Source organism: Bacillus sp. BS98 (assembly GCF_008432245.1).
GTDB lineage: Bacteria > Bacillota > Bacilli > Bacillales > Bacillaceae_G > Bacillus_A > Bacillus_A toyonensis.
Genome location: NZ_CP043830.1, coordinates 4,805,000 through 4,826,854 on the forward strand (window position 1 = coordinate 4,805,000; position 21,855 = coordinate 4,826,854).

Genomic DNA, 21,855 nt, shown 5'->3' on the forward strand with positions numbered 1-21,855 from the left:
TATGTGACGTCAGGCGTGTTGATTAACCATGATTTCCTCTACAAAACACGCTCATTAATAGCTAATATTTTCATAATCCATTTTTTTACGTCTTTTAATACTTCTAAGAAACTATTTGATTATCACATTTAATAAAAAAACGAGTAAAACGGAATGAAATAGTTTTACTCGTTTTTTATTATCTTATTTTTATCAGTCAATCATTGAATAGCCTCTGCCATGTATCGTTTGAATATATCTGTCTTTCTTCTCGCACTTTAACTTTTTTCTTACATACCCAATATATAAATCTACTACATTTGGATTTACTACTACGTTATATCCCCAAACTTGATTCAAAAGCATCTCACGGCTCAATATTGTGTTTTTGTTTTTAATTAAAAATACAAGTAAATCATACTCGCGCTTAGTAAGTGAGAGATTTTCGCCACCTTTTTTCACAATATTGCTAGATGCATCAACAAAGAGATCTTTAAACTGAAAAAAATTCATCTCATTTTGCTGGATATAGTCACTTCTCCTTAAAATTGCTTGAACCCTTGCTACTAATTCTTCTTTCACAAATGGTTTTCTTATATAATCATCTGCTCCTGCTTGTAGCCCTGCTATGCAATCCTTACTAGAAATATTGTCGGTCACAATAATGATCGGTGTCGTTTTAACAAGTCGTATTTGTCTGCAAATTTCTGGTCCCGATATACTTAATGAGTCCCAATCCAATATGATAATATCCCAATCTTGTTCATATATTATATTTAAACCTTGGTTTTCATTGTGAAGTTTTAAAATGAAATAGCCTTCTTGCGTTAGACCGCTTACAATTTTCTTTGCTGAAGACCGTTCATTTTTAATCACCAACACCTGCTTCACCGATGGTTCACCTCTACTTCAATATAACTTATTTAGATAAAAAATTATCCCCAAAAAACAATTTAAGATTTATAAATTTAAAACCCCTAATTAATCCACTAAAACAGTTTATTAGGAGAACTCTATATAATCTTACAATAGGTATGGATAAAAACACAAAACATATGAAGATTCAAATAAAGCGAAGTGTTAATTAAATAGAGATGTTCATCCCCCACTGCTTATGAGTCCTCACCAATCAGGCTTTTACTGGATAAAATTGTGATAGTTAAGGGATAACACACAAGATGCATTGATGATGTAATTGAAAGAACCAAGAAATTAGATACATTCTATTTTTAGAACCATAACTTTGCCACAAACAAAAAGAACCATAACCTCGCCAACCTGGCAAAATTATGGTTCATATCACAAAATGTCACTTTACCTATAAGTTGGCCGCAGTTGGAAGCATAAGTTGGCCAGAAAACACTTATTTTTGTAGATGATTTTCTATTTATTCAACAGAATGGGAAGCATATATTGGCCGTAAGTTAATTATTAACCCATAAGCTGACCGTAAATTCTACAAACAGCAAATAAAAAATACCTCTTAGCAGCATGAGGTATTTTGCTCATTAGAACTTTTATACGATAAATTTAATAACTTTAGCAATGGCGTTTTAGTATATGCGCTTAATGATAATAGTGCTGGTAGTGATATCCTTTGTCTTCTAAGTATAATTGCATTTAGAGTCATATGATGTATTCCTACCTCTTTACAAAACAGATGAGGATCACTTTGAAAAAAAAACGTTACACACTGTTCAAGCATTAAAGAAATTTCTTCTATTGTCGGCGGAACAATATATGGGGCTACTTGTAACAATTCGCCTATACTTTTATTCATCCACTCATCCCGTTGAGTTATCTCATATTGCTTTTCCGAGGAATTATATTCTTTTTGCCCTAACCAATTATCACATGCATAACAATAACCTCGAGAATGTTTAATTGCCACTTGTTCCAATTTACATGCTGGGTTAGGACACAACACTTCTAATTTTCTTTTATGCTTCAAACATACAGTGGCACAATCTAAATACCAAATATATGGTTCATATATTTCTTCATCATCCTTCTTCCATTCATCCAAACATTGAGGACACCACTTCTTATAAGATTTATATAATCCTCTGGAATGTATAACTCCTTTCCAAGTCAGCATCGTCATATACTTAAAACCTTTTTGTAACGTTAATGGTTCCAAAGATTCGGCGATTATCGACGTATTTGGAGCCATACTATAATAAGTGTTTCCTGCCATACCATGATTCACAAATTTTGTCTGTGGAAATCCTTTAGAAGGTAAGCTGCACTTCTCTTTATGTAAAGAAATAATATGAGAAACAAGAGTTCTTAATCTAACATTATGTGCCTCCGCAAGTCTTTTAAGATAACTATTTAAACATTCAACCATTGGAGTACCAATATTTATAGGTTTTATAGAATAGAAATAACTAGCTGTTGGCTTTTTAGATATATCCATATTTTTATCCTTCCATGTAATCTTGTTTGCCTACAGGATCTCTTTTTGGATTACGTATTCCTACCTTACGTGCTCTAGTTGCAACTGTTTTTCTCACTTCCTTTTCCTCTCTCTCTTTTAATCCTATTTTATATAATAAATTTATTCTATGTTGTTCATTTTCAGCAAATAAAGCTTCACCTTGTTCAATTTCCCCATACAACATTTCTAAAGCCTGGATTGGCATAGCATATTTATGTAGTATTTCTTTTGTAATAGTGCTTTTTTGATTATGAAGAGCATCACCCAGACAACGGGTTAACCAATCCTTTAATATACCCACACACCCCAATGTACGCTCATAAATAAAATCTGCATGCTGTAGTAAATTAGGCTCTTCTTCTAAAGGCATGTTTTTTTGCAACATACGAATCACCGATAGAAATGTACGGTATTCATCTTCATTATTTGCCTTATATCTTGGGAAGTGTATACTAATTGTCCTCCGACTAAGTTGAGCACTTAAATTAAAAAATTCTTTTAATTCATATGTACCGACTAATATATGAGGTACTTTTGTTTGATTTGCCAAAGACTTAATAGTATCTAGTTGATTTTGTAAACTTTTAGAACCTGATACTTTTAACAAGTGTTGCGCTTCATCCAATATACAAGCTACAGGTCTTCGAAACTTAAATGCATTCTCAAGAGAGCTTCTTAACGCATACCAAGTAGATTTTCTATGATAGTTAACTGTAGGATTTTGCACCTTCTCCTTTTGATTTTCGATAATAACCTTATGATTTATAAGAGGTTCCTGTAATGCCTCTAAAGTTCGATAATAATAATCTTTCCAAGTAAATTTCCCAGAATCAAATCCAACAACTTCAGTTCTTACTATAGGGATTCTCCCTCCATCCTTTACTAATTCTTCCTTCATTTGTTCAATAAAATAGTCTTCTAACACTTGAGCTAAAGTTGTTTTTCCTACTCCACTTGGCCCAAGAACTAAAAAGATAAAGGTTCCTGCTGGATTAAGGATACAAGATATAAGCTGTTCTTTGACTTGTTTAATTATAGTATGTTCTACCACAAGACTTTCAAATTGCTTTAGCTTTTTATCTTGTTCAATCAATGAAGACTCTTTCCGATTATCTTCATATTTGTCCATCTTAATTTCACCCTCCTTTCTTATATATATCAAACTCTTGAAACTCCATATCTTCCAATAACTCTTTGGCTTTTGATGAAATAGAAGAAGGGGATTGTTCTTTAAATTCGTTCTGATCCCTCTTAGAAGACAATTCTCTCTTCATATTTTCTGCCATTAGTTTCTCTTTTTCCTCAATACTATTAATAAATTCAGCAATTTTTTTAGCTGTAACAGTATAGCCCTTTGCATGATTTTGCTTTCTTTTCTTAATCTCTTCCATAGCCAGTTTTAGCTCTCGCTCTGTTTTTCCTTTTAGCACATGGTAATACTCTGATGTACAAGTTATCCATTTTTTATTTACATAAGCATACGCCATACCTATATCAAATGGATCATACCTCACAGGTACACTTTGGTTTTCCAATACCGGACTATTAAATGAGGGATTCCAATAATTTATATAATTGACTTTCACACCCGTGCGAGAATTCACTTTAGCGACTCCATTCCTTGTAGACGGCAAAGTCGTGACTATAAAATTTTCATCATACGCAATGAACTCCAATTTTCTTTCTCCTGTTCTATATATTCCCTCATTAAACGCTTCGTCAGGAGTCTGTCCTTCCAAACCTGGATGTACATTATCGCTATATACCGCTGTTATCCATCCTTCTAAAGCTTCATATAGGGCTTCCAAGCTCCACACGGCATGATTCACTGGATTCACTTTTTTAGTGACTTGGCGAACATTTTTTGTGATTTTAGTGTTCCCTTGTAAGTTATGAATAAAATTAGAGTTTGAAGTTCCAAATAATCTCTCAATTACATTACCAAATCTAGATTTGGCTGGCGGCCTTACCTTTTTATTAATTTCATACATAGCTGTAAATGTATCAAAGTAAATACTATGGAATTCTTTTCCTCCATCCACTACAATAGATTGTGGTAATCGATGATACTTACGTACACATTCTCTTAGAGTCATCATAACCGATCTATAGCTGGCCGATTCAAATGAAATATGATATGACAGAATAGTTCTGGAATAGGCGTCTACTAAGAATGTCAGCCATGGTCTCCCTAATACTTTACCGGTTTTAGAGCATGCGAGCTGTACATCTAGCTGAGTATGATCTATATGAGTTATCTCAAATGGCCTATCCCCATGTCGTGGAACACTATGATCCAAGTTCCAATAAAATGATTCATGTTTATAAGCCGCCCGATCTCCTTGCCTCTTTTTGACTTGTTCATAGCGATTTCTATTCTGAACTGTTGCACAAAAAGTCTTATAACTAGGCACTAGGATGTTTTTACTTTCACAGAGATTAACTAATTGTCCGTATACAATAATCTTATTTTTTTGTTTAAGGTTTTCATACTCATTTTCAATTACCTCTTCCATTAAGGTTATGGTTTCTGCCGGAAGCCTTTGATCTCTATTCCCCTTCTGCTGGTGCTTTGGAAGTAAACCTATATATCCACTTCCATATAATTGCTGTCCCTCTTTATAATCTTTTATCCAACGCCTAAGAGTCCGTTCAGAAGTTTCGTTACTAGATATCTTTTCTTCATTTAGCTTTCGCTTAACTAAATCCATTCTGTTATTAGCTATTGCTAGCTCTTCTGGTCCCGCTTCTAATAAAATGTCCAGATAGGGTGCATACTTTCGACTTCCGCTCTTCTTATCTTCGGGCACTACCTTGCCATCATTAAGTAATTCAACAAAATACATTTTTGGTAGTTCTAAAAAACTATTTTCATCTGAATAAAGATAAACCGATTTGAAACCCATATTTATAACTATCCATGTAACTCCATCCCACATAACAGTTGAGTTAATATTTACAGTAAGGGCTGTTACTGGATAAGTGTTTTCAGGTTTTGTTGAACAGATACTTTTAAAAGCTGTACTATGCTGTTCACTTAAAAAGACCGGGACATCACTGGACTTAGCAATGATGTATTGCTCTAAATCTATATACAATTCATTTGTAGCTACCAAAGTATATACATCATCAGCATCTGTTGTTTTTAGGGAGACAAGCAATTCTGCTAGTTTCATTCCTAATTCGGAAGAAAGAATATTTCTTATTTCACTTTTCTTTTCTTCAGATACTGTATAACTTTCATTCTTCAAATAATCTTCTAGAAATATAAGATTCCTGTATAAGTTTAAATTCACTTCAGCCGATGTTCTCACACAAAATTCCAAGCCGATTTGGCTGGCTGCCACTTCAGCTGGCGGACATCGCCAACGCCCTTCCTCATCCTTAAAATACCTAACTGGATCTTTTTGTGACAGCTTGATTAGTTGTTCTTCTGTTTTCCATTCCTCAATCTGCACACCATCTCTTCTTAATACTAAAAAATCCGGAGTATAAAAAAACGATATTCTACGCCCATTCTCACGAGTATAATCTAACTTTAAAGTAATAGGCTGGTCATAATATTCGAGTACATCGTCATCATACTCTGCTAAATAAATAGCAGCTAACTCCACGGTGTGACTTTCAAATTGAATCGACATCCCCATTTTTTTACTAGGATATCTTCCAGCTACATTATATTTTGAGCTTCTTACGCTTCGAGAGGGAGGAGATGTTCTAATCTTTTGGACAGTTTCAATCGTTTCTTTCGTGAAATCCATCAGTGTACACCAACTTTGAAATTCCTGTTCACTTAGCATAATCTACCTCCTATCCTGAGCAAGTTTTATCTTCTATCAATTCCTTAAAATAATCCCTTAGCTTCTTGTCCTTTAGTAACCCTGGCTTATTTGCCATTTCTTCAATTCTTCGTCTACTAGGGTATACACCTTGTTGTATAAGGTTTTCAACATGTTGATCAATTATCAGGCAATTACTAACGTAAACTTGAGTCGCCCTTTCTTTAATAACACCTGCGTTCTTTGCTGAAATGGCTTTACACAAATTGGGGAAGTGCTTGTAAAGCGTTCTTTTGGAGTATCCTAACTGTTTAGCTAGTACATTCATTGATATGTTGGTGTCTGAGTGGTGAGCATATTTTTGGAGTATAGATAAAGCTGTATCATAATCAAATTTTATTCCTCTTTTTTTAGTATCTTTCGCATAAGCCTCTGCATTGAAAGCTATTTGCTCTTTCTTTACACTTATATCTTCGATATAAAAACTAACTGACGAAATATTAAATAAGTAACATATTCCCAATACCCTAGACAATGGAGGTAAAGCTTTTCCATTACACCAATCCCACAAGGTCGTCTTTGCTAAGTTTAATTTTCTTGCAAACTCTTGCATATTTCCCTCTGTATAAATATTAACAAGATGATTTAAGTTTCTAATGACTTGGTGCTTACTCGCTGAAATTTCGATTTGTTCTTTATGCTTTATAATTTGTTCTGCCATTAAAGTTATTTTATAATCAAAATCATTTTCGTCTGAATGTTTACTAAGGCCTGTTTCTCTTCCAAGCCACTCGTTGCAATAAGGACAATATCCATTTTGACTTTTCCTGTGTAAAATCGGAATCCTTTTATGGCATAAAAAACACTCAGTTTCTAACTTACATTTATGCTTTGAACATATATTAACCATTTCAAGGCCCCACAACAGAGGATTATAAATGGCATTCCCAGTATTAAGTTGTTCTTCGTAGCATGTTGGACACCATGAGAGATGATTTTTTAATAAATAACGTAATGGTATTACTTCCTTTATAGATGCCAACGTCAATATACCTAATTGCTGTATCTTTGTTAGTTTCTCTAAAGCACCTACCATATCTAACGCATTGTTTCCAAAACCATTCATTGTCTTTGCACCGTCATAAAATCTATTTCCACCTCTAGTTGTACTATAGATAAGAAATTCTTTATTCAATATTGGAGCAATAACGTAAGAGATTAATGATGAGGGAAAAACTTGATGTGCTTCTGATAACCTAATCAAGTAACTTGTTAAAGATTCAACATAAGGAGTCTTTATACCAATAGGTTTTAAACCATATAGCTGACTCCTTTGCGAATAGATATATCCCATTTTTAACACCGCACTTTTTTAAAATATCCTATTACAAATATGGACACTAATATATTTATATAAACTACTGATTTTTCTAAATTGAATATTTATTAATCCTTGTTATAAAAACTAGCGGCGTTATATAATTAAATGGACTGGATCATTTTAAAGTCATTAAATTGTTATATTCTTTACAAGGAGTTGTACTATTGTAATCTTTGAATAAAATTTGATTAAATTAACTTAATAAACCTTGATAATAGAATAAATAAAAAAGCGTGTTTTGAATAAAAGATTGATCAAAACACGCTTTTTCTATATTCAATTAAAGCACCTAATTACTAAAGATTAGAACTACAAAATTGTTATAAGAAATATAGTAGTCCTTTTTTCACTAACACTATCTGTTAGTTTAAATACACTTCTTCATAATTTACTCATATAGGCATAACATTTTGGATAAAATCTATCCTGATTCTCATGTTTTGTTACTACTTTTTCAAGAAGAGATTCTAGTTAAAGCCCATGTATTTCTCTGTTCGGATTTTTGATGCGGATTCTAATGTTCCACTGGCATCGATTCTCTCGAATTGGATTTTCTTGTTGTATTTTTGACTTAGTTCTTCAGCTTTGTAGTACAAAGATTGCGCCTCTTCATAGACTTCCTGCGTATAACAAACCAAAACAAAAAAACCGTGGTCAACTTGTTCAGCCGATAAGTAGGTAGGTAACTGGTAAGTTAATCCATCCTCATACCTTCCGTGATTTCCTAACTTAAATTCTATGAGCACTTGGAAATCCACGCCTTTTGAAAGTTGAAAATCAACGATTCCTCTCCCTGTGTCTACTTCCGGTGAGATTACAATTCCAGATCCTTTTAGAGCTAGATTAGCCACCATACCGAATGCTACTTGAACCTGTTTTTCTTTAGCTTGTCCCATTTTATTATTAAAAAGAATATGTACCTTCTTGTGTTCAATATAATGCTTGAACGTAGCAATTAAATCTTCCACTTTTTTATAAAAATCATCTTTTTCATTTACAATTTCTGATACTTCCTTAACATCTATATCCTGTTTAGTGCTCCTTTCTTTAAGATTAAGGTATTCTTGAATTTGATTGTACTCAGATAAGATATCATCAGGTAGCAACTCTTTATAATATTCTAAATCGATATGAAGAAAATCAGTTACAATTTTTGGGTTTGTTTTGTATATGTTAAATATCTTTTCAACACCAAGGAAATCTAAATCCTCAAAACAAACTCCAATTAAATCTTCAAGCGTTTTAATAGAATTTAGTACATTTAATTCATCTTCATCCAGGCTGCTTGTCTCTCTTTTCTTTAAGGATTTTTGAATCGTGTCGGAAAGTAAAAAGGTTCCTTCTGAACCTTCATGAACAAACAACAGAATATGGTATAAAACATATTCTTTAAAAGGAGAAAATTCATGCAAAAAGTTATCAATGATTTCTCTATGCAATTTTTTTAGAAAAGCTAAACCTTGATTTTCTCTATCTTCTTCATCTTGCTTATGTAGTGGAAATACGCTTCCGTATATTTCATCGTATTCAAGGTTACTTCCCACTTCCATGAAATGTTCAACAACAATATCTAACACTTCATGGACAATTTCTTTATAGATTTTAGAATTCCCATCAAATATATCCAACATAATTTAGTCCTCCTGGGGCTTTCATTATCAAACGGACCTTTCTTTTCTAAGTAGTAAGACTCTACTTTAAATTCACATCTTATTCATTTACACTAAACACTTCAAAATCCCCTTTAAACCCACATTCCCTAATAATCTTTCTGTACCTATCCCTAACTTCTTTTTCGTGGTAGTCATGTAGAAACCAAGTAATATTTATAGTATCTAATTTATTACAGATTTCTTTTATATAAGGTAAGTCTACATTTGAAAAAGAAAAACCATATGAATATATCTTTTCTATAGGTGGTAAGTAATTAAAAAAATCCTGTTCCTGTTCTATAATCTTTTGTGTATCTTTTCTTAAAGAATCATGTATTTGTGACAACGGCCACTCTGTACCTATAGGGCCATTTTGGAAATCCCTGTCTCCACCTTCATGACCAATTATTATATCTCTTTTTTGCATTCCATGTATATGTTCTACATACATAGCACCATACACCTCTTCTAGAACGGATGTATAGTTAAAGGTTAAAAAAGAATCTCTCTCTGGATCTAAGTATTCATAAAAAGAATCTTTAAATTCAACTTGGGATATATCAATAGTGTTAATCCACTCTGCAAACAATTCTTTAATCTGTATAGTGACTAAATAAAAATTTGATGCAACATCTTCATATATGTTTGCTATTCTAAATTCATCCTCATCCTCATCATATAGATAAGACATTTCATCAAAGTACTGATCATAATCCAAACGCCCTAAACTTGTTTCGATATCGCACCAGTCTTCTCCGTTTCTCTCAGCTCTAGAGATCAAATCGATAAGAAAAGCTACTACCTCATCTTTATCAAATTCTATTGAACCATCAGGCATTGATGAACCATCAATATTAAACGTTAGATTCATATCCATTGCATTAGGGTAGTTTTCTATTAAGTATTTATAAAAATCCTTATACATTGTAGGTAACTCATGTGATAAGTCAAATCCATTACCAATAATAAATAAGTTACTCATCCTTTCATCCCCTTATAAAAAACATATTTTTTGATTGTTCCCATTATATTATATCTTTATATACAATATAGCGGAATAAAACCACTAGTTTTATTAATAATCATTTAGAATTCTGTAATCGAAAAGGGGAAAAACAGTGCAACTTTTTTATAAATAAAAGGACAGATTTCGCTATCCATCTGTCCTTTTACTTCTTCTGTATCAATATTTTTACATTCACCTTATAAAAAACTGATTATAAATAATATAATATAGTGAAATGCCTGGTCTAATTCAATTAATCCCGGTTGAACAGCTGGTTCTTCGGTATCTCTAATTCTTTTTATATTTTTTGCCCACCAATTTAAAAAAATTTTTCTATCAATAATTATGTGGCTAATAAATAATATAAAGATAGCAGTCCAGTTGAAGAAACCGACGAACACATACGCCATTATAGATACAGCTAAAGTATAAATAAAGCAATGACTAATTAAAGCTATCCAATTATCTTTCTTATTTACTGCTTGGTAATCTGTTTGAAGCAAGTAATCACCAATTTTATGTCCAATATATAACACTATAAATAAGGAAACATTTAGTTCTAAATGAACCATATCAATCCTCCTCCTTATTGTGTGAAAAATTTATTGCCCGTAAGGTACAGCACTAACAATGTTACTGTAATTAAGGAATATACCACAGCTGTTATTGCCACATTGGCCCTTGCTAGTTTTACATTACGTATATAGGACACCTTTTGTAACTCAATAATTAATTCTTTTTCAACACCTTCGGAATCTAAATTAGTTAATTTATCATAATATTCTTTAGCACTTATTTTCATTTTAGGATTCCCGTAATTACTATAAAGATACTTCCCCTCTATCCCAGGGACTGTCTCTGATAAGAAAAATAAATGCTGTGCATCAAAATCCGTAGTATCAATATGTTCCCTTGGATTAATACGGGGTACCAATGTCATATATACCATCCATACACTTTTTGCAAAAAAGTAAATTAAGGTTGCAGTTAAAATTACTACCACTAATTGTTCAACCCAATTATTAGTGGTTAGTACGCTTAAGTACCAATTGAAATCTTTACGCAAAATAATATTCAATACCAAAGTCCAAAAAACAACTACGGCACCAGCCTTTGTATCTGTAAAGCGAATGGTGTTTTGTGTATCATCGATTGCTTTATATAAGAAATCTAACCGATTTTTATTATCCTTTTTCTCTTCAGCCAAATGCTATGTCTCCTCCTCAAACACCTCATAATCAACCAGATTTGTAACTGAGCCATCTTCTTCAATTTTATAAAGTGCGAAAAAAAACTTGTTTTTTTCAAACTTTGTTATGATAAAAACAGGATAATGCGATTCATCGTAATATCGAAATAAACGACTCATCGTAGTCCGATCAATGGCGGAGGGAACAATGTCATATCCCTTAGGATGGGAATGCCATGTACCAACTACAAACTGCTCTTCAAGTAATTTTTGTTCTGTATACTTCGATAAATATTCACTATCGAACTCAACACCTGAATATGTCCTTTTAGCTTTTTCGCCAGCATCTGATACATCGTTAATTTGAATCCACTCCGGATTCATCCTGCCGTATATCAATCCACCATTTTCTACCCTATCATATTTCATTGTTAAAAGTTCCATTTTTTTTAAGACATATTTTGAAATTAATATTTTTCTTTTTTTCATATATTCTCCTAATTACAAAAGCATGATTGATTCTTTTCAAGATACCCTACCAAAGGTGTTGGAATAATGTCATCCATTCCCCAATAGTAGTTTACATAATCGAACTTAAAACTTTTATGTTTAGAATAATAAGATATAATCGAAACAATTTGTGAAGCTAAAAATACCATACGCTCCATTAATGAGGCTGTATGCGGATTTCCGCAAACATCGATTTCAGCTTTAGGGTATTTTGCTATTTCCTGTTTGGCTAGCTTCTGCAGTTGCTTAAGTTCATCATCCTCTATAATTCTTCTGTAGTAACAATTTAAACAACCTGTCGATTTTGTTGTAATAACGATCTCCTGTAAAATATTATTTTCAGAAGTCCATGCCCAGATTATTGGCTTGTCATAATTTAGTAATTTTTGGAATGCCAGCTTATCGTATGCTTGGGTATCTCCTACAGTCACTACAAGTAAATCCGCATGTTCAGCAACTTCAATATCTTGATTACTACCCACTCCAATAATATTATTTTTTAAATAATACATTGATAAAAAATTTTTCAAGGCAACTGATTTACTCAATCCTAAATGTACGGACCCTAATACATGACGGCCAAGGTTTTCAAGTGAAAATCTATCATAATCAGCAAGTATCAATTTCTTTACATCCTTTTCAACCAATACTCGTGCCACTTGGCTTCCTAAAGAGCCCACTCCCAATAATCCAACTGCCAAGTCTACAGCACTTTCCCTTTGGGCAATGCTTTCTATTTTTAAAATTGTTGTTTGGAAATCTTTCTTTCTATCCAAGAATTCTCTCCCAACAATAAAAGAGATGTACTCCATTTTTCCGCTATCACCTTTAAACATAACAAATAAAACGATATTTTTTACACTTTTTTCGATTTTTGTTAATTCAGTGTTGTTTCTTATATAGATAAGCAACTGATAAAACGTTTTAAATGCAGAACGGCTAGGAAGTCTAATAATATGTAATCTCGATTTTGAATGCTTTTCTTTAATCATCAAATCTTTTAGCAGAACATGTTCCACATCACCCTTGATTTCCGGAAAAAAATGATAAGATTGATTATAATCAATTTGACTGTATGAATATGTTTCACCCCTATTTTTGAGAGAAGCTTGAGCCCCTGTTTTAAAAGTGAAGGGCTGATGACATATATCAACTTTAAAAAGAGTTCTTACTTCGCTTTTCTCTAACTCTTTAATAAAAGTTTGTGGAATATAAATAACTGATTGGCTAAATTGCGGTAAAATGCGCCACGTAATTAAATCTTCTTCTGGGTTCCACTTTTCATCTATATTAGATTTTAACCAATCTAATATTCTTTGGTATATGAACACACCATTGTATTCTTGTTTCGCACTCCAATTATGTAAACAACATATATGAAATTGGGAGTTTTTTGGATTTGAGCCAACGAACTCGTCCACATGTCTCCAGTAAACAGGGATACTTTTATATAAATCTTCCTTATCGTTTATACTAATTAATTTTATTGATGGCTGTTTTATCGGGAAATTGTCCAGGTTAATCTCCACTTTAATGAAAAAGCCAGATATATCGCTATCCTGTGGAACTCTTCCAACAGCAATATTTTCCTTAGGAAAATGAAAACCGAGTTTTTCCAACTCGGTTTTCACATCACTTATTTGTTTATCCATGCTGAGTTTTTTCCTCCCTAGCTATATGAATACTTGCCATTCTTGCTTGTTCAGAAATATCGTGGACGTTACAAAGTGCTGCTACTTCTTCAATTGTGATGATTGAACCTTTATGGTCCTTACAATCCCTATATAAAACTTTTCTGGATTGCTTTACATCAAACATCTGTTTTTCATAATTTGCATAATGAACAATAGAAGTTTCATCTATGAAATTCATTAGCTCCTTATATCTCTCCCCCATCAATAAAACTCTCCCATATTTAGGGGTTCCTTCAATTTTATTCGTCTTAATACTATTATAATGCCCAAGCAATTTTGCGGAGAAATCAATTTCAAAAGCAGTAGCTTTAATCTCACCAACAGCTTTTTTTACTCCATCCACGTTAACGACAACGCCTTGCGGATTCATAAGTGTTTCACTTGAAAATTCAACGCCTACTTTTATATCTAATAGGTTATTATGGTTGGTTGCATGCGTTGGCTTACCTTTTTCAATTAAAATCTGTTTTAATTCCTCATTCAAAGTATCTGTGCTTTCCAAAATACGCAATGCCAAAAGGTAAGCTCTTGCTCCTAATGTCCAGTCATCCGCATCTTCTGGTTGGGTTCCACCGATAAGGATCATCAAGCCGTCCCCAGTAATAGAATGAATATGAGCTTGGTAAAATCTAGCTAATTTAATCCATGTGGAGATCGCTTTTTGTTTTAAACTGGCAATCTCTTGAATTGATTCTATACCCGGTTCATTTACAAACAAAGCTCTTCTTGTAAAATTTCGCAAGTCTACAAAGAGGGAACACAATTTAACATTCGCTTTCTGATTCGATTCCTTATTAAAGTCATCGTATTCTTTTATATTATCAAGTAAATAGTCAAAATCTACGTGCCCACCAATTTTAAAATCCTGTTCTAATTCTAGCTCAATAATCCTTTGGACTTCTTGTTCGGAAGCTCTATATTCTGCACTTTTAAAGATGCTTTGGTTTTCATTTAAAATAAAGTATAACGGATTTTGCTGGATTCTATATCTTTTATCTGTAGAAATAATTGACCGGTATTTTGTCCCTTTACTATTCACGCTAAGATTCCTCCCCTTGGTTTTATCTACCTTCTAAACATCCTAAAATTCCTCTGGGTTTTTATAATCATTTTCATGAAATTTAACCCTTCTAAAATTTCATCTTTTAGTAAACAAAACCATAACTACTATATATTGTATTACGAACAATCATTAAACACAATTTACAAGCATCATATTTTTGAAAATTTATTTAATTTCGCGACCGGACTTAATGTAGATTTTAAATTTAGTTTAATTAAAAGCTTTCTCTTTTATTATAAACTTTCTTTTTTTATAAAAAAAATTGATTATATGTCTTTACCCATAAAGTTGCATACCAATACCTTTAATAAACGAGTAAAAAGAAAGAGCGTGTTTTGAAAAAGATTAATCAAAACACGCTCTTAAATTATTTAATTAAAACTAATCATTCTTAGAACTAATTACTTTATCGTCATTGTCTTTTGCAAAATTTATAACTGCATTAATCCTTTTTGTTCATCATAATCGTAAAAATCTAATAAACTTCTTTAAGACGCTTATTATTTATGTTAAATTTATGGATTGAATAGAGTTTGTTCTTCTAATTAAGCACGATCCATGAAATCATACTCTTTTTCTATTCCAAAACGTTCAATAGCTTCCTCTATCATTTCCCTAACTTCTACATCCGTTTTGTAGTATGGGATTTCTAATATATGTATACCTGCTTTATTTAACATCTCACGTTTGATATTGTCACGTTTCACCGTTATTTTAAAGCCTTTTTCACCGTCGAATATATCCACCGGTCTATAATGTTGTATCCCATTATATTCGATAACAAGCGTCGGTTTCTCGTTGCTGTATAAAACAAAGTCTGGTCTTAATCTAGTATGTTTCTTGAATCCCAGGTCTCCAAACGAAACCTGTGTATCAAATAAAACATTATGTGATTCTAAAATTTCAGTTACAAGTTTTTCGCCTGTCGACTCATTACATTTTGGACAAGCTGAGCTTTTATTTACAACATTTAAAGGTGCTGCATCCCATTCGTGGCCATACGCCTTGCAACGATGCATTATTTTTGTCTTAGCATTTACGTATGTTCCTATAACCTCAATCTTATCGCTGTGTACTTCAAAAACTTCTCTAACATATCTTTCATGTGTACGCTTCATTTTCCCACCACATACTATGCAACCTTTTCCTCCTAAAATATCTGTCGGCATTGGATTCCATTCGTGGCCACACTTACATTTATGTTTTGTTTTTTCGCGTGCTCCTTTATACATTCCTATAACACGGATATTATCGCCATGAACTTTATAAACGCAGTTTATATAATCATCTTGCGTTTTGTTCTTACCTACACATTTTGGGCAACCTCTTCCTTTTAAGATATTTGTTGGTGCTGCGCTCCAAATATTTTTACATACATTACATTGGTGGTCTGTGGTATTTCTAGCGCCATTGTATGTACCTATAACTTTGATATTACCACCATGAACTCTTAAAATTTCTGCTGCATATTGTTTTTTTGTCTTTTTTCGTTCTTTACTTAAGTTTTTATTTCTACATCCAGGGCAACCGCTACCTCTTAAAAGGTTTATAGGTCTTACAGGCCATTCATGCGAACATTTTCTACAACGATGCATTATTTTTTTAGCATTTGTTTCATAGTTTTCGATAACCTCGAATTCGTCCCCGCGTTTTTCTAATAGTTCCGCAAGATATTCCTCGTGCGTTTTACCTTTTCCCATTTCAAATACTCCTATATTTAATTATGTATTTAAAGCAAATATATCACCATTTCATAACTACTTACATTATACGATAGTTCTCATGGAGAATAACGTTTCCCTATATTGTGACCAATACAAAGCTCAACTCTAATCGAGGTAGAAATGAATCACGCTTTTCGTTGATATTCCTGTAATCTTTCAAAGATGTTGTATAGATTTTTTGGTCTAATTATTTAATGGTTGCCTGCTAAATAATTTTATGACGAAAAAAAGCTGATTTATACGGACGGCTGTTTCTTTGTTTCAAGAAACACCCTTTGTGACCTTACCCATAAAGCTACCGTTAAAGGAAGCATAAGTTGGCCGTAAACTAAAAGAAGCATAAGTTGGCCAAAACGGCCATCTTATGCTTCTTGTTATACAAAAATAAAAAAACCACCAAATATGTATTGGTGGAGACGGTGGGAGTCGAACCCACGTCCAAAAATATCGGCACTTAAGCTTCTACGAGTGTAGTCGATATATTAGCATTTCGCAAACTCTTCGGCCTATCGACAGGCTTCCAAGTTGCTAGTCTGATTGTTCTCTTCCTTCGCCCTCAGACGGCGAACTCCGGCGTAGTCCACTTAGTTTGAGTCCCTTACCCTACCACATGGACGATGGAGGGAGGAACCTTTAGTGCAATTAAGCAGCTAAAGAAAGATTGTTTTGTTTGCCAATTATAGGCTTTGACGTTTTAACGAGGCCGATCCCCTCGACTCGCAACCTAAGCTCGAACTATCCCTGTCGAATCCGTAACGTCCCCATGATAAAAATGGAGCATACGAAGAAAATATCGTGATAGCTACTAAGAGCTGTTTTTCAATGTGCAATAACCTTACATAAGTTATTATATCATACGCGCGCCGTTTTACAAATGTAAATATCTGTATTACATCTTTTGGCGATCACGGAACACGCGTGCAATTTCACGTTTCGCTTCTTTCTCTTTTAAATCATGACGTTTATCATATTGTTTCTTACCTTTTGCTAAACCAAGTGCCATCTTTGCAAATCCATTTTTCAAATAGATTCTAAGTGGAACTAATGCGTAACCTGTTTCTTTTGCAGCTCCCGCTAGTTTATCAATTTCTTTTTTATGAAGAAGTAATTTTCTCGTGCGAAGCGGATCATGGTTGAAACGATTCCCTTGCTCGTACGTATTAATATGCATATTATGAACCCATACTTCACCATTATGTATACGTGCAAACGCATCTTTCAAGTTCACGCGACCAGCGCGAATCGACTTAATTTCCGTTCCTTGAAGGACAAGCCCTGCTTCGTATGTTTCTTCGATGAAATAATCATGAAATGCTTTTTTATTTTGTGCAATAACCTTACCTGTACCTTTTGGCATATAACGTCCCTCCTCTATTTTTACTATTGTAACAAATGTAAACAAAAAGCGAAAGTGGCTCGTTCAGAATGTGAGGTGGATGGAGCTTCTGACCTTGAGGCGCCCTTTGCCTCTGGGGAAGAAGCGAAGTCGCCAAACATTCTAGCCACTGTAGCTGGATTACACAAAAAGCGAAAGTAGCTCGCTCAGAATCTTTGGACATTGGAACTCCCGACAGAGAAGCGCTTTTTGCTTCGTTCGAGGGAGTGAAATGACAATAAAAAGAAAAACGGCCCCGCTTTTCATCAAAGCGAAGCCACTCTTTTCTTACTTACGCTTTTTCTTTTTCTTCTTGAATCCTGGTACGTTTTCAAAGAATCCTTTTTTCTTCTTGCCATTACCATCTTTTTTCCCTGGCTGACTAGCGGACGTGGATGCTGATGCGGATCCTCTTCCTGTGCTGTTACCTTTGCCACCACGGTCAAATTTTCTACCTGTACCGCGTTCGCCGCCGCGCTCATTACTGCGCTCGCTACGTCCACCCCGTTTCTTTCTGCCTGTTCTTGGCTGTTCGATAACGACTGGACGATCTTTGAACTTACGGCGAGGTGTACCTTTCATGCCAACGATTTCAAAGTCAATTGCGCGCTCGTCTTTGTTTACGTTAATAACACGAATTGTAATTTCGTCACCGATGCGGAATACGTTACCTGTACGTTCTCCGATCATTGCGAAATGCTTCTCGTCGTAACGGTAGTAATCATCCGTTAAGTAACTAACATGTACAAGACCTTCAATTGTATTTGGAAGCTCTACGAATAAACCGAAGTTTGTTACAGAGCTAATCATACCGTCATACTCTTCACCGATCTTATCGACCATATACTCTGCTTTTTTCATTTCGTCTGTTTCACGCTCTGCTTCAACAGCACGACGTTCCATATTAGAAGAGTGCTCTGCAATCTCTGGTAAGTTTTCACGCCATTTCGCTTGTGTTTCACTGTCGACTTTACCGTTAATGACGTATTCACGAATCAATCTATGAACGATCGTATCTGGATAACGACGAATCGGCGATGTGAAATGCGTGTAGAACTCAGTTGATAAGCCGAAATGTCCTAAGCTTTCCGAATCGTAACGTGCTTGCTTCATAGAACGAAGCATAACCGTTGAAATTACTACTTCTTCAGGCTGTCCTTGAACCATTTCAAGAATTTGTTGCAATGCACGAGGATGTACTTCATTCGCACGTCCTTTTACCGCATATCCGAAGTTCGTTACAAACTCGAAGAATCGCTCTAACTTATCTTCTTTCGGATCTTCATGGACACGGTACATGAATGGTACGTTCATCCAGTGGAAGTGTTCTGCTACGGTTTCGTTCGCAACAAGCATAAATTCTTCAATTAACTTTTCTGATACAGAACGATCACGCATTACAACATCAGTCGGTTTTCCTTCTTCATCTACTAATACTTTTGCTTCTTTAAAGTCAAAGTCGATTGCACCACGGCGCATACGCTTTTCACGTAAAATTTGTGCCAATTGGCCCATCTCTTTAAACATTGGTACTAACGGTTCATAGCGCTTGATTAACTCTTCGTCCTCATCTTCTAAAATGCTTCTTACGTCAGCATATGTCATACGCTCTGTCGTTTTAATCACACTTTGGAAAATCTCGTGTTTGACAACATCACCTAAGTTGTTGATTTCCATTTCACAAGACAGTGTCAGACGGTCTACTTTCGGATTTAATGAACAAATACCGTTAGATAGACGATGTGGAATCATTGGAATTACACGATCAACAAGATATACACTCGTCGCTCTTTCCGCTGCTTCAACATCAATTGGAGAACCTTCTTCAACGTAATGACTTACATCCGCAATATGAACACCAAGCTTGTAATTACCGTTCTCAAGCTTCGTTACTGTAACAGCATCATCTAAGTCCTTCGCGTCTGCACCATCAATCGTTACAATCATTTGGTCACGTAAATCACGGCGATCTTTCAAGTCTTCTTCTGAAATCGTTTCTGGTACACTGTTTGCATGCTCCATCACTTCCTCAGGAAATGCTAAAGGTAAATGATGTTTATGGATGACCGATAAAATATCTACTCCTGGATCATTTTTATGACCTAAAATTTGAATAACTTCACCTTCCGCACTTAAACGATTCTCTGGATAGCTCGTAATTTTAACAACTACTTTATGGCCTTCTACAGCACCCATGGATGCGCTTTTCAAGATGAAAATATCACTTGTCCAACGCTTATTGTCAGGTATAACAAACCCAAAGTTTTTCGATTCTGTATATGTACCAACTAGTTCTTTCGTTCCACGTTCTAAAATGCGTACAATTGAACCTTCTTGACGTGAACCACTTGATTGTGAACTTAGGCGTGCTAATACTGTATCACCGTGAAGTGCACCGTTTAATTCTGTAGGAGGAATGAAAAGATCATCATCTCCCGTTTTCTTCTCTTCTGGCACAACGAAAGCAAAGCCACGCGCATGTCCAATTAACTTACCACGCACTAAATTCATCTTTTCAGGAAGACCATAACGATTGCTACGTGTACGAATAACAAGTCCCTTCTCTTCCATCATTACAAGTGCCTTTACAAAATCTTTAAAGCCCTCAGAACCTTCAATTCCAAATGCCTCTTCTAACTCTTGTATCGTTAACGGTTTATACGCTTCTTCTCTCATAAATAATAACAACTTATCAATATTTTCTTGTATGATTTCTTCCAAGCAAAAATACCTCCTTTAAACCCTTATATTATTTAGTGTATCCGAAAGATGGGGGATGTATAAAGCGAAAATTCAATACTCCCCTAATGATTTTTTTACAGTTTCCATAAAAATTTCCTTATGAAAAAAAGAGGCAACTAGATCTTACCAATCTAGTTGCTCCAAGAAGTTATATACATCCTCATGTAGCTCGTCACGTTGCTTATCAAGTGTAATGACATGCGTAGAGTCTTCATACCATTTAATGTCCTTTAACGTTGATTCTACACCGTTATAAATAATGTTAGCACTATCCGTATTAATCATTTCATCATGACGCGCTTGTACAACAAACGTCGGTGCATAAATCATATCAACATTATTACGTACATCAGCAATTAGCTCTTGTAATGCTTTTAATGTATTCATCGGTGTCTGTTGGAATTCCAACATTTCTTGTTCAATTTGCTCTGGTGATTTTTGCTCACGCTTTTTATATTCGCGAGCATATGCCAATATACCTTGGTACATTGTTTCTTCACTCTTAATATACATCGGTGCACACATTGGTACCACACCTAAAACAGGGATTGTATATGCTAATTTCAGAGAAAATACTCCGCCTAGTGACAAACCAACGACAGCAATTTTCTCAAAGCCTTTATCTTTTAAAAGCTGATATGCCTCCGTTACATCTTGCCACCAATCTGTAGGACCTGTATGAACAAGTTCTTCTGGTGGTACGCCGTGTCCTTTATAAATTGGCGCATGACAAGTATAGCCTTTCTTTTCTAAGAAACGCCCTAACATACGTACATCAGCTGAGTTTCCTGTGAATCCATGTAGTAATAAAACAGCGCGGTCTCCACCCTCAAATGTAAATGGTTTCGGAGATGCTAATTTCATCATGTACTTCTCCTCTTTCTCTTCTGTAATCTAGTCGTATTCTTTCTATATCTTAGTGTACCATATTTATATTTCTATAATCTAATTAGAAACTTTTTTCAAATAACAAAATAAAAAAAGAAGAACCATTAGTACAAACTACTAACGCTTCTTCTTTCAATTCTATAAGTTTAAGTACGTAACAGCAATTGTTAATACAAAGAACAATACAGCTAAAACAATTGTAATACGGTTTAATACCGCTTCAATTCCACGTGCTTTTTGCTTACCAAATAATTGCTCTGCACCGCCGGAAATTGCACCTGAAAGGCCTGAGCTATTACTAGACTGCATAAGTACCATAACAATCATTAAAATCGATACAATAATAAGTAAAACGGATAATAACGTATGCACTTGGCGTACCTCCTACAAAGATTCAGTTATTTTAACTGTAGCATAAATCCTATAGAAAAGC

17 protein-coding genes and 1 other RNA gene are annotated in these 21,855 nt (G+C 34.3%); all 18 read right to left on the minus strand.

The window, feature by feature from the left end; all coding sequences use genetic code 11:
• Window positions 1-192: 192 nt before the first annotated feature.
• The 18 genes from F0362_RS25175 to secG all read right to left on the minus strand — a co-directional run bounded on the left by F0362_RS25175 (window position 193) and on the right by secG (window position 21,794).
• Window positions 193-870, minus strand: coding sequence for a response regulator transcription factor (locus F0362_RS25175; protein ID WP_000815822.1), 678 nt, complete (start codon window positions 868-870; stop codon window positions 193-195).
• A 592-nt stretch (window positions 871-1,462) separates the two neighbouring features.
• Window positions 1,463-2,398, minus strand: a complete 936-nt coding sequence (locus tag F0362_RS25180; RefSeq protein WP_149890012.1) for a TniQ family protein — start codon at window positions 2,396-2,398, stop codon at window positions 1,463-1,465.
• 4 nt (window positions 2,399-2,402) lie between these two features.
• Window positions 2,403-3,548, minus strand: coding sequence for an AAA family ATPase (locus F0362_RS25185; RefSeq protein ID WP_149890013.1), 1,146 nt, complete (start codon window positions 3,546-3,548; stop codon window positions 2,403-2,405).
• Between the two features lie 7 nt (window positions 3,549-3,555).
• Window positions 3,556-6,219, minus strand: a complete 2,664-nt coding sequence (locus F0362_RS25190; protein ID WP_149890014.1) for a TnsA endonuclease N-terminal domain-containing protein — start codon at window positions 6,217-6,219, stop codon at window positions 3,556-3,558.
• A gap of 10 nt (window positions 6,220-6,229) precedes the next feature.
• Window positions 6,230-7,552, minus strand: a complete 1,323-nt coding sequence (locus tag F0362_RS25195) for a TniQ family protein (protein ID WP_149890015.1) — start codon at window positions 7,550-7,552, stop codon at window positions 6,230-6,232.
• A 494-nt stretch (window positions 7,553-8,046) separates the two neighbouring features.
• Window positions 8,047-9,210 carry a hypothetical protein gene (locus F0362_RS25200; protein ID WP_149890016.1) on the minus strand — a complete coding sequence of 388 codons (1,164 nt, stop codon included), beginning with the start codon at window positions 9,208-9,210 and terminating at the stop codon, window positions 8,047-8,049.
• 79 nt (window positions 9,211-9,289) lie between these two features.
• On the minus strand, window positions 9,290-10,213 hold the full coding sequence (locus tag F0362_RS25205) for a bacteriophage abortive infection AbiH family protein (protein WP_149890017.1): 924 nt from the start codon (window positions 10,211-10,213) through the stop codon (window positions 9,290-9,292).
• A gap of 221 nt (window positions 10,214-10,434) precedes the next feature.
• Complete coding sequence (locus tag F0362_RS25210; protein ID WP_000233468.1) at window positions 10,435-10,809, minus strand: DUF3307 domain-containing protein; 375 nt, start codon at window positions 10,807-10,809, stop codon at window positions 10,435-10,437.
• Between the two features lie 14 nt (window positions 10,810-10,823).
• Window positions 10,824-11,444, minus strand: coding sequence for a Pycsar system effector family protein (locus tag F0362_RS25215; protein WP_000796956.1), 621 nt, complete (start codon window positions 11,442-11,444; stop codon window positions 10,824-10,826).
• A 3-nt stretch (window positions 11,445-11,447) separates the two neighbouring features.
• Window positions 11,448-11,915 (minus strand): Mov34/MPN/PAD-1 family protein, encoded by a 468-nt coding sequence (locus F0362_RS25220; RefSeq protein ID WP_149890018.1) that lies wholly within the window; start codon window positions 11,913-11,915, stop codon window positions 11,448-11,450.
• 8 nt (window positions 11,916-11,923) lie between these two features.
• Window positions 11,924-13,588 carry a ThiF family adenylyltransferase gene (locus F0362_RS25225; protein ID WP_149890019.1) on the minus strand — a complete coding sequence of 555 codons (1,665 nt, stop codon included), beginning with the start codon at window positions 13,586-13,588 and terminating at the stop codon, window positions 11,924-11,926.
• Window positions 13,581-14,669 carry a hypothetical protein gene (locus tag F0362_RS25230; protein ID WP_106081886.1) on the minus strand — a complete coding sequence of 363 codons (1,089 nt, stop codon included), beginning with the start codon at window positions 14,667-14,669 and terminating at the stop codon, window positions 13,581-13,583. Before F0362_RS25230 ends, F0362_RS25225 begins: the two co-directional genes overlap by 8 nt.
• A 569-nt stretch (window positions 14,670-15,238) precedes the next feature.
• Window positions 15,239-16,393, minus strand: a complete 1,155-nt coding sequence (locus F0362_RS25235; protein WP_149890020.1) for a zinc-ribbon domain-containing protein — start codon at window positions 16,391-16,393, stop codon at window positions 15,239-15,241.
• A 432-nt stretch (window positions 16,394-16,825) separates the two neighbouring features.
• Window positions 16,826-17,180: a transfer-messenger RNA gene (gene ssrA / locus F0362_RS25240) on the minus strand.
• Window positions 17,181-17,306: 126 nt separating this feature from the next.
• On the minus strand, window positions 17,307-17,774 hold the full coding sequence (gene smpB, locus F0362_RS25245) for an SsrA-binding protein (RefSeq protein WP_001123917.1): 468 nt from the start codon (window positions 17,772-17,774) through the stop codon (window positions 17,307-17,309).
• A 306-nt stretch (window positions 17,775-18,080) separates the two neighbouring features.
• On the minus strand, window positions 18,081-20,513 hold the full coding sequence (gene rnr / locus F0362_RS25250) for a ribonuclease R (protein ID WP_000391116.1): 2,433 nt from the start codon (window positions 20,511-20,513) through the stop codon (window positions 18,081-18,083).
• A gap of 144 nt (window positions 20,514-20,657) precedes the next feature.
• Window positions 20,658-21,398 (minus strand): carboxylesterase, encoded by a 741-nt coding sequence (gene estA / locus F0362_RS25255; protein ID WP_000761983.1) that lies wholly within the window; start codon window positions 21,396-21,398, stop codon window positions 20,658-20,660.
• A 162-nt stretch (window positions 21,399-21,560) separates the two neighbouring features.
• Window positions 21,561-21,794, minus strand: coding sequence for a preprotein translocase subunit SecG (gene secG, locus F0362_RS25260; protein WP_000557263.1), 234 nt, complete (start codon window positions 21,792-21,794; stop codon window positions 21,561-21,563).
• Window positions 21,795-21,855: the final 61 nt, after the last annotated feature.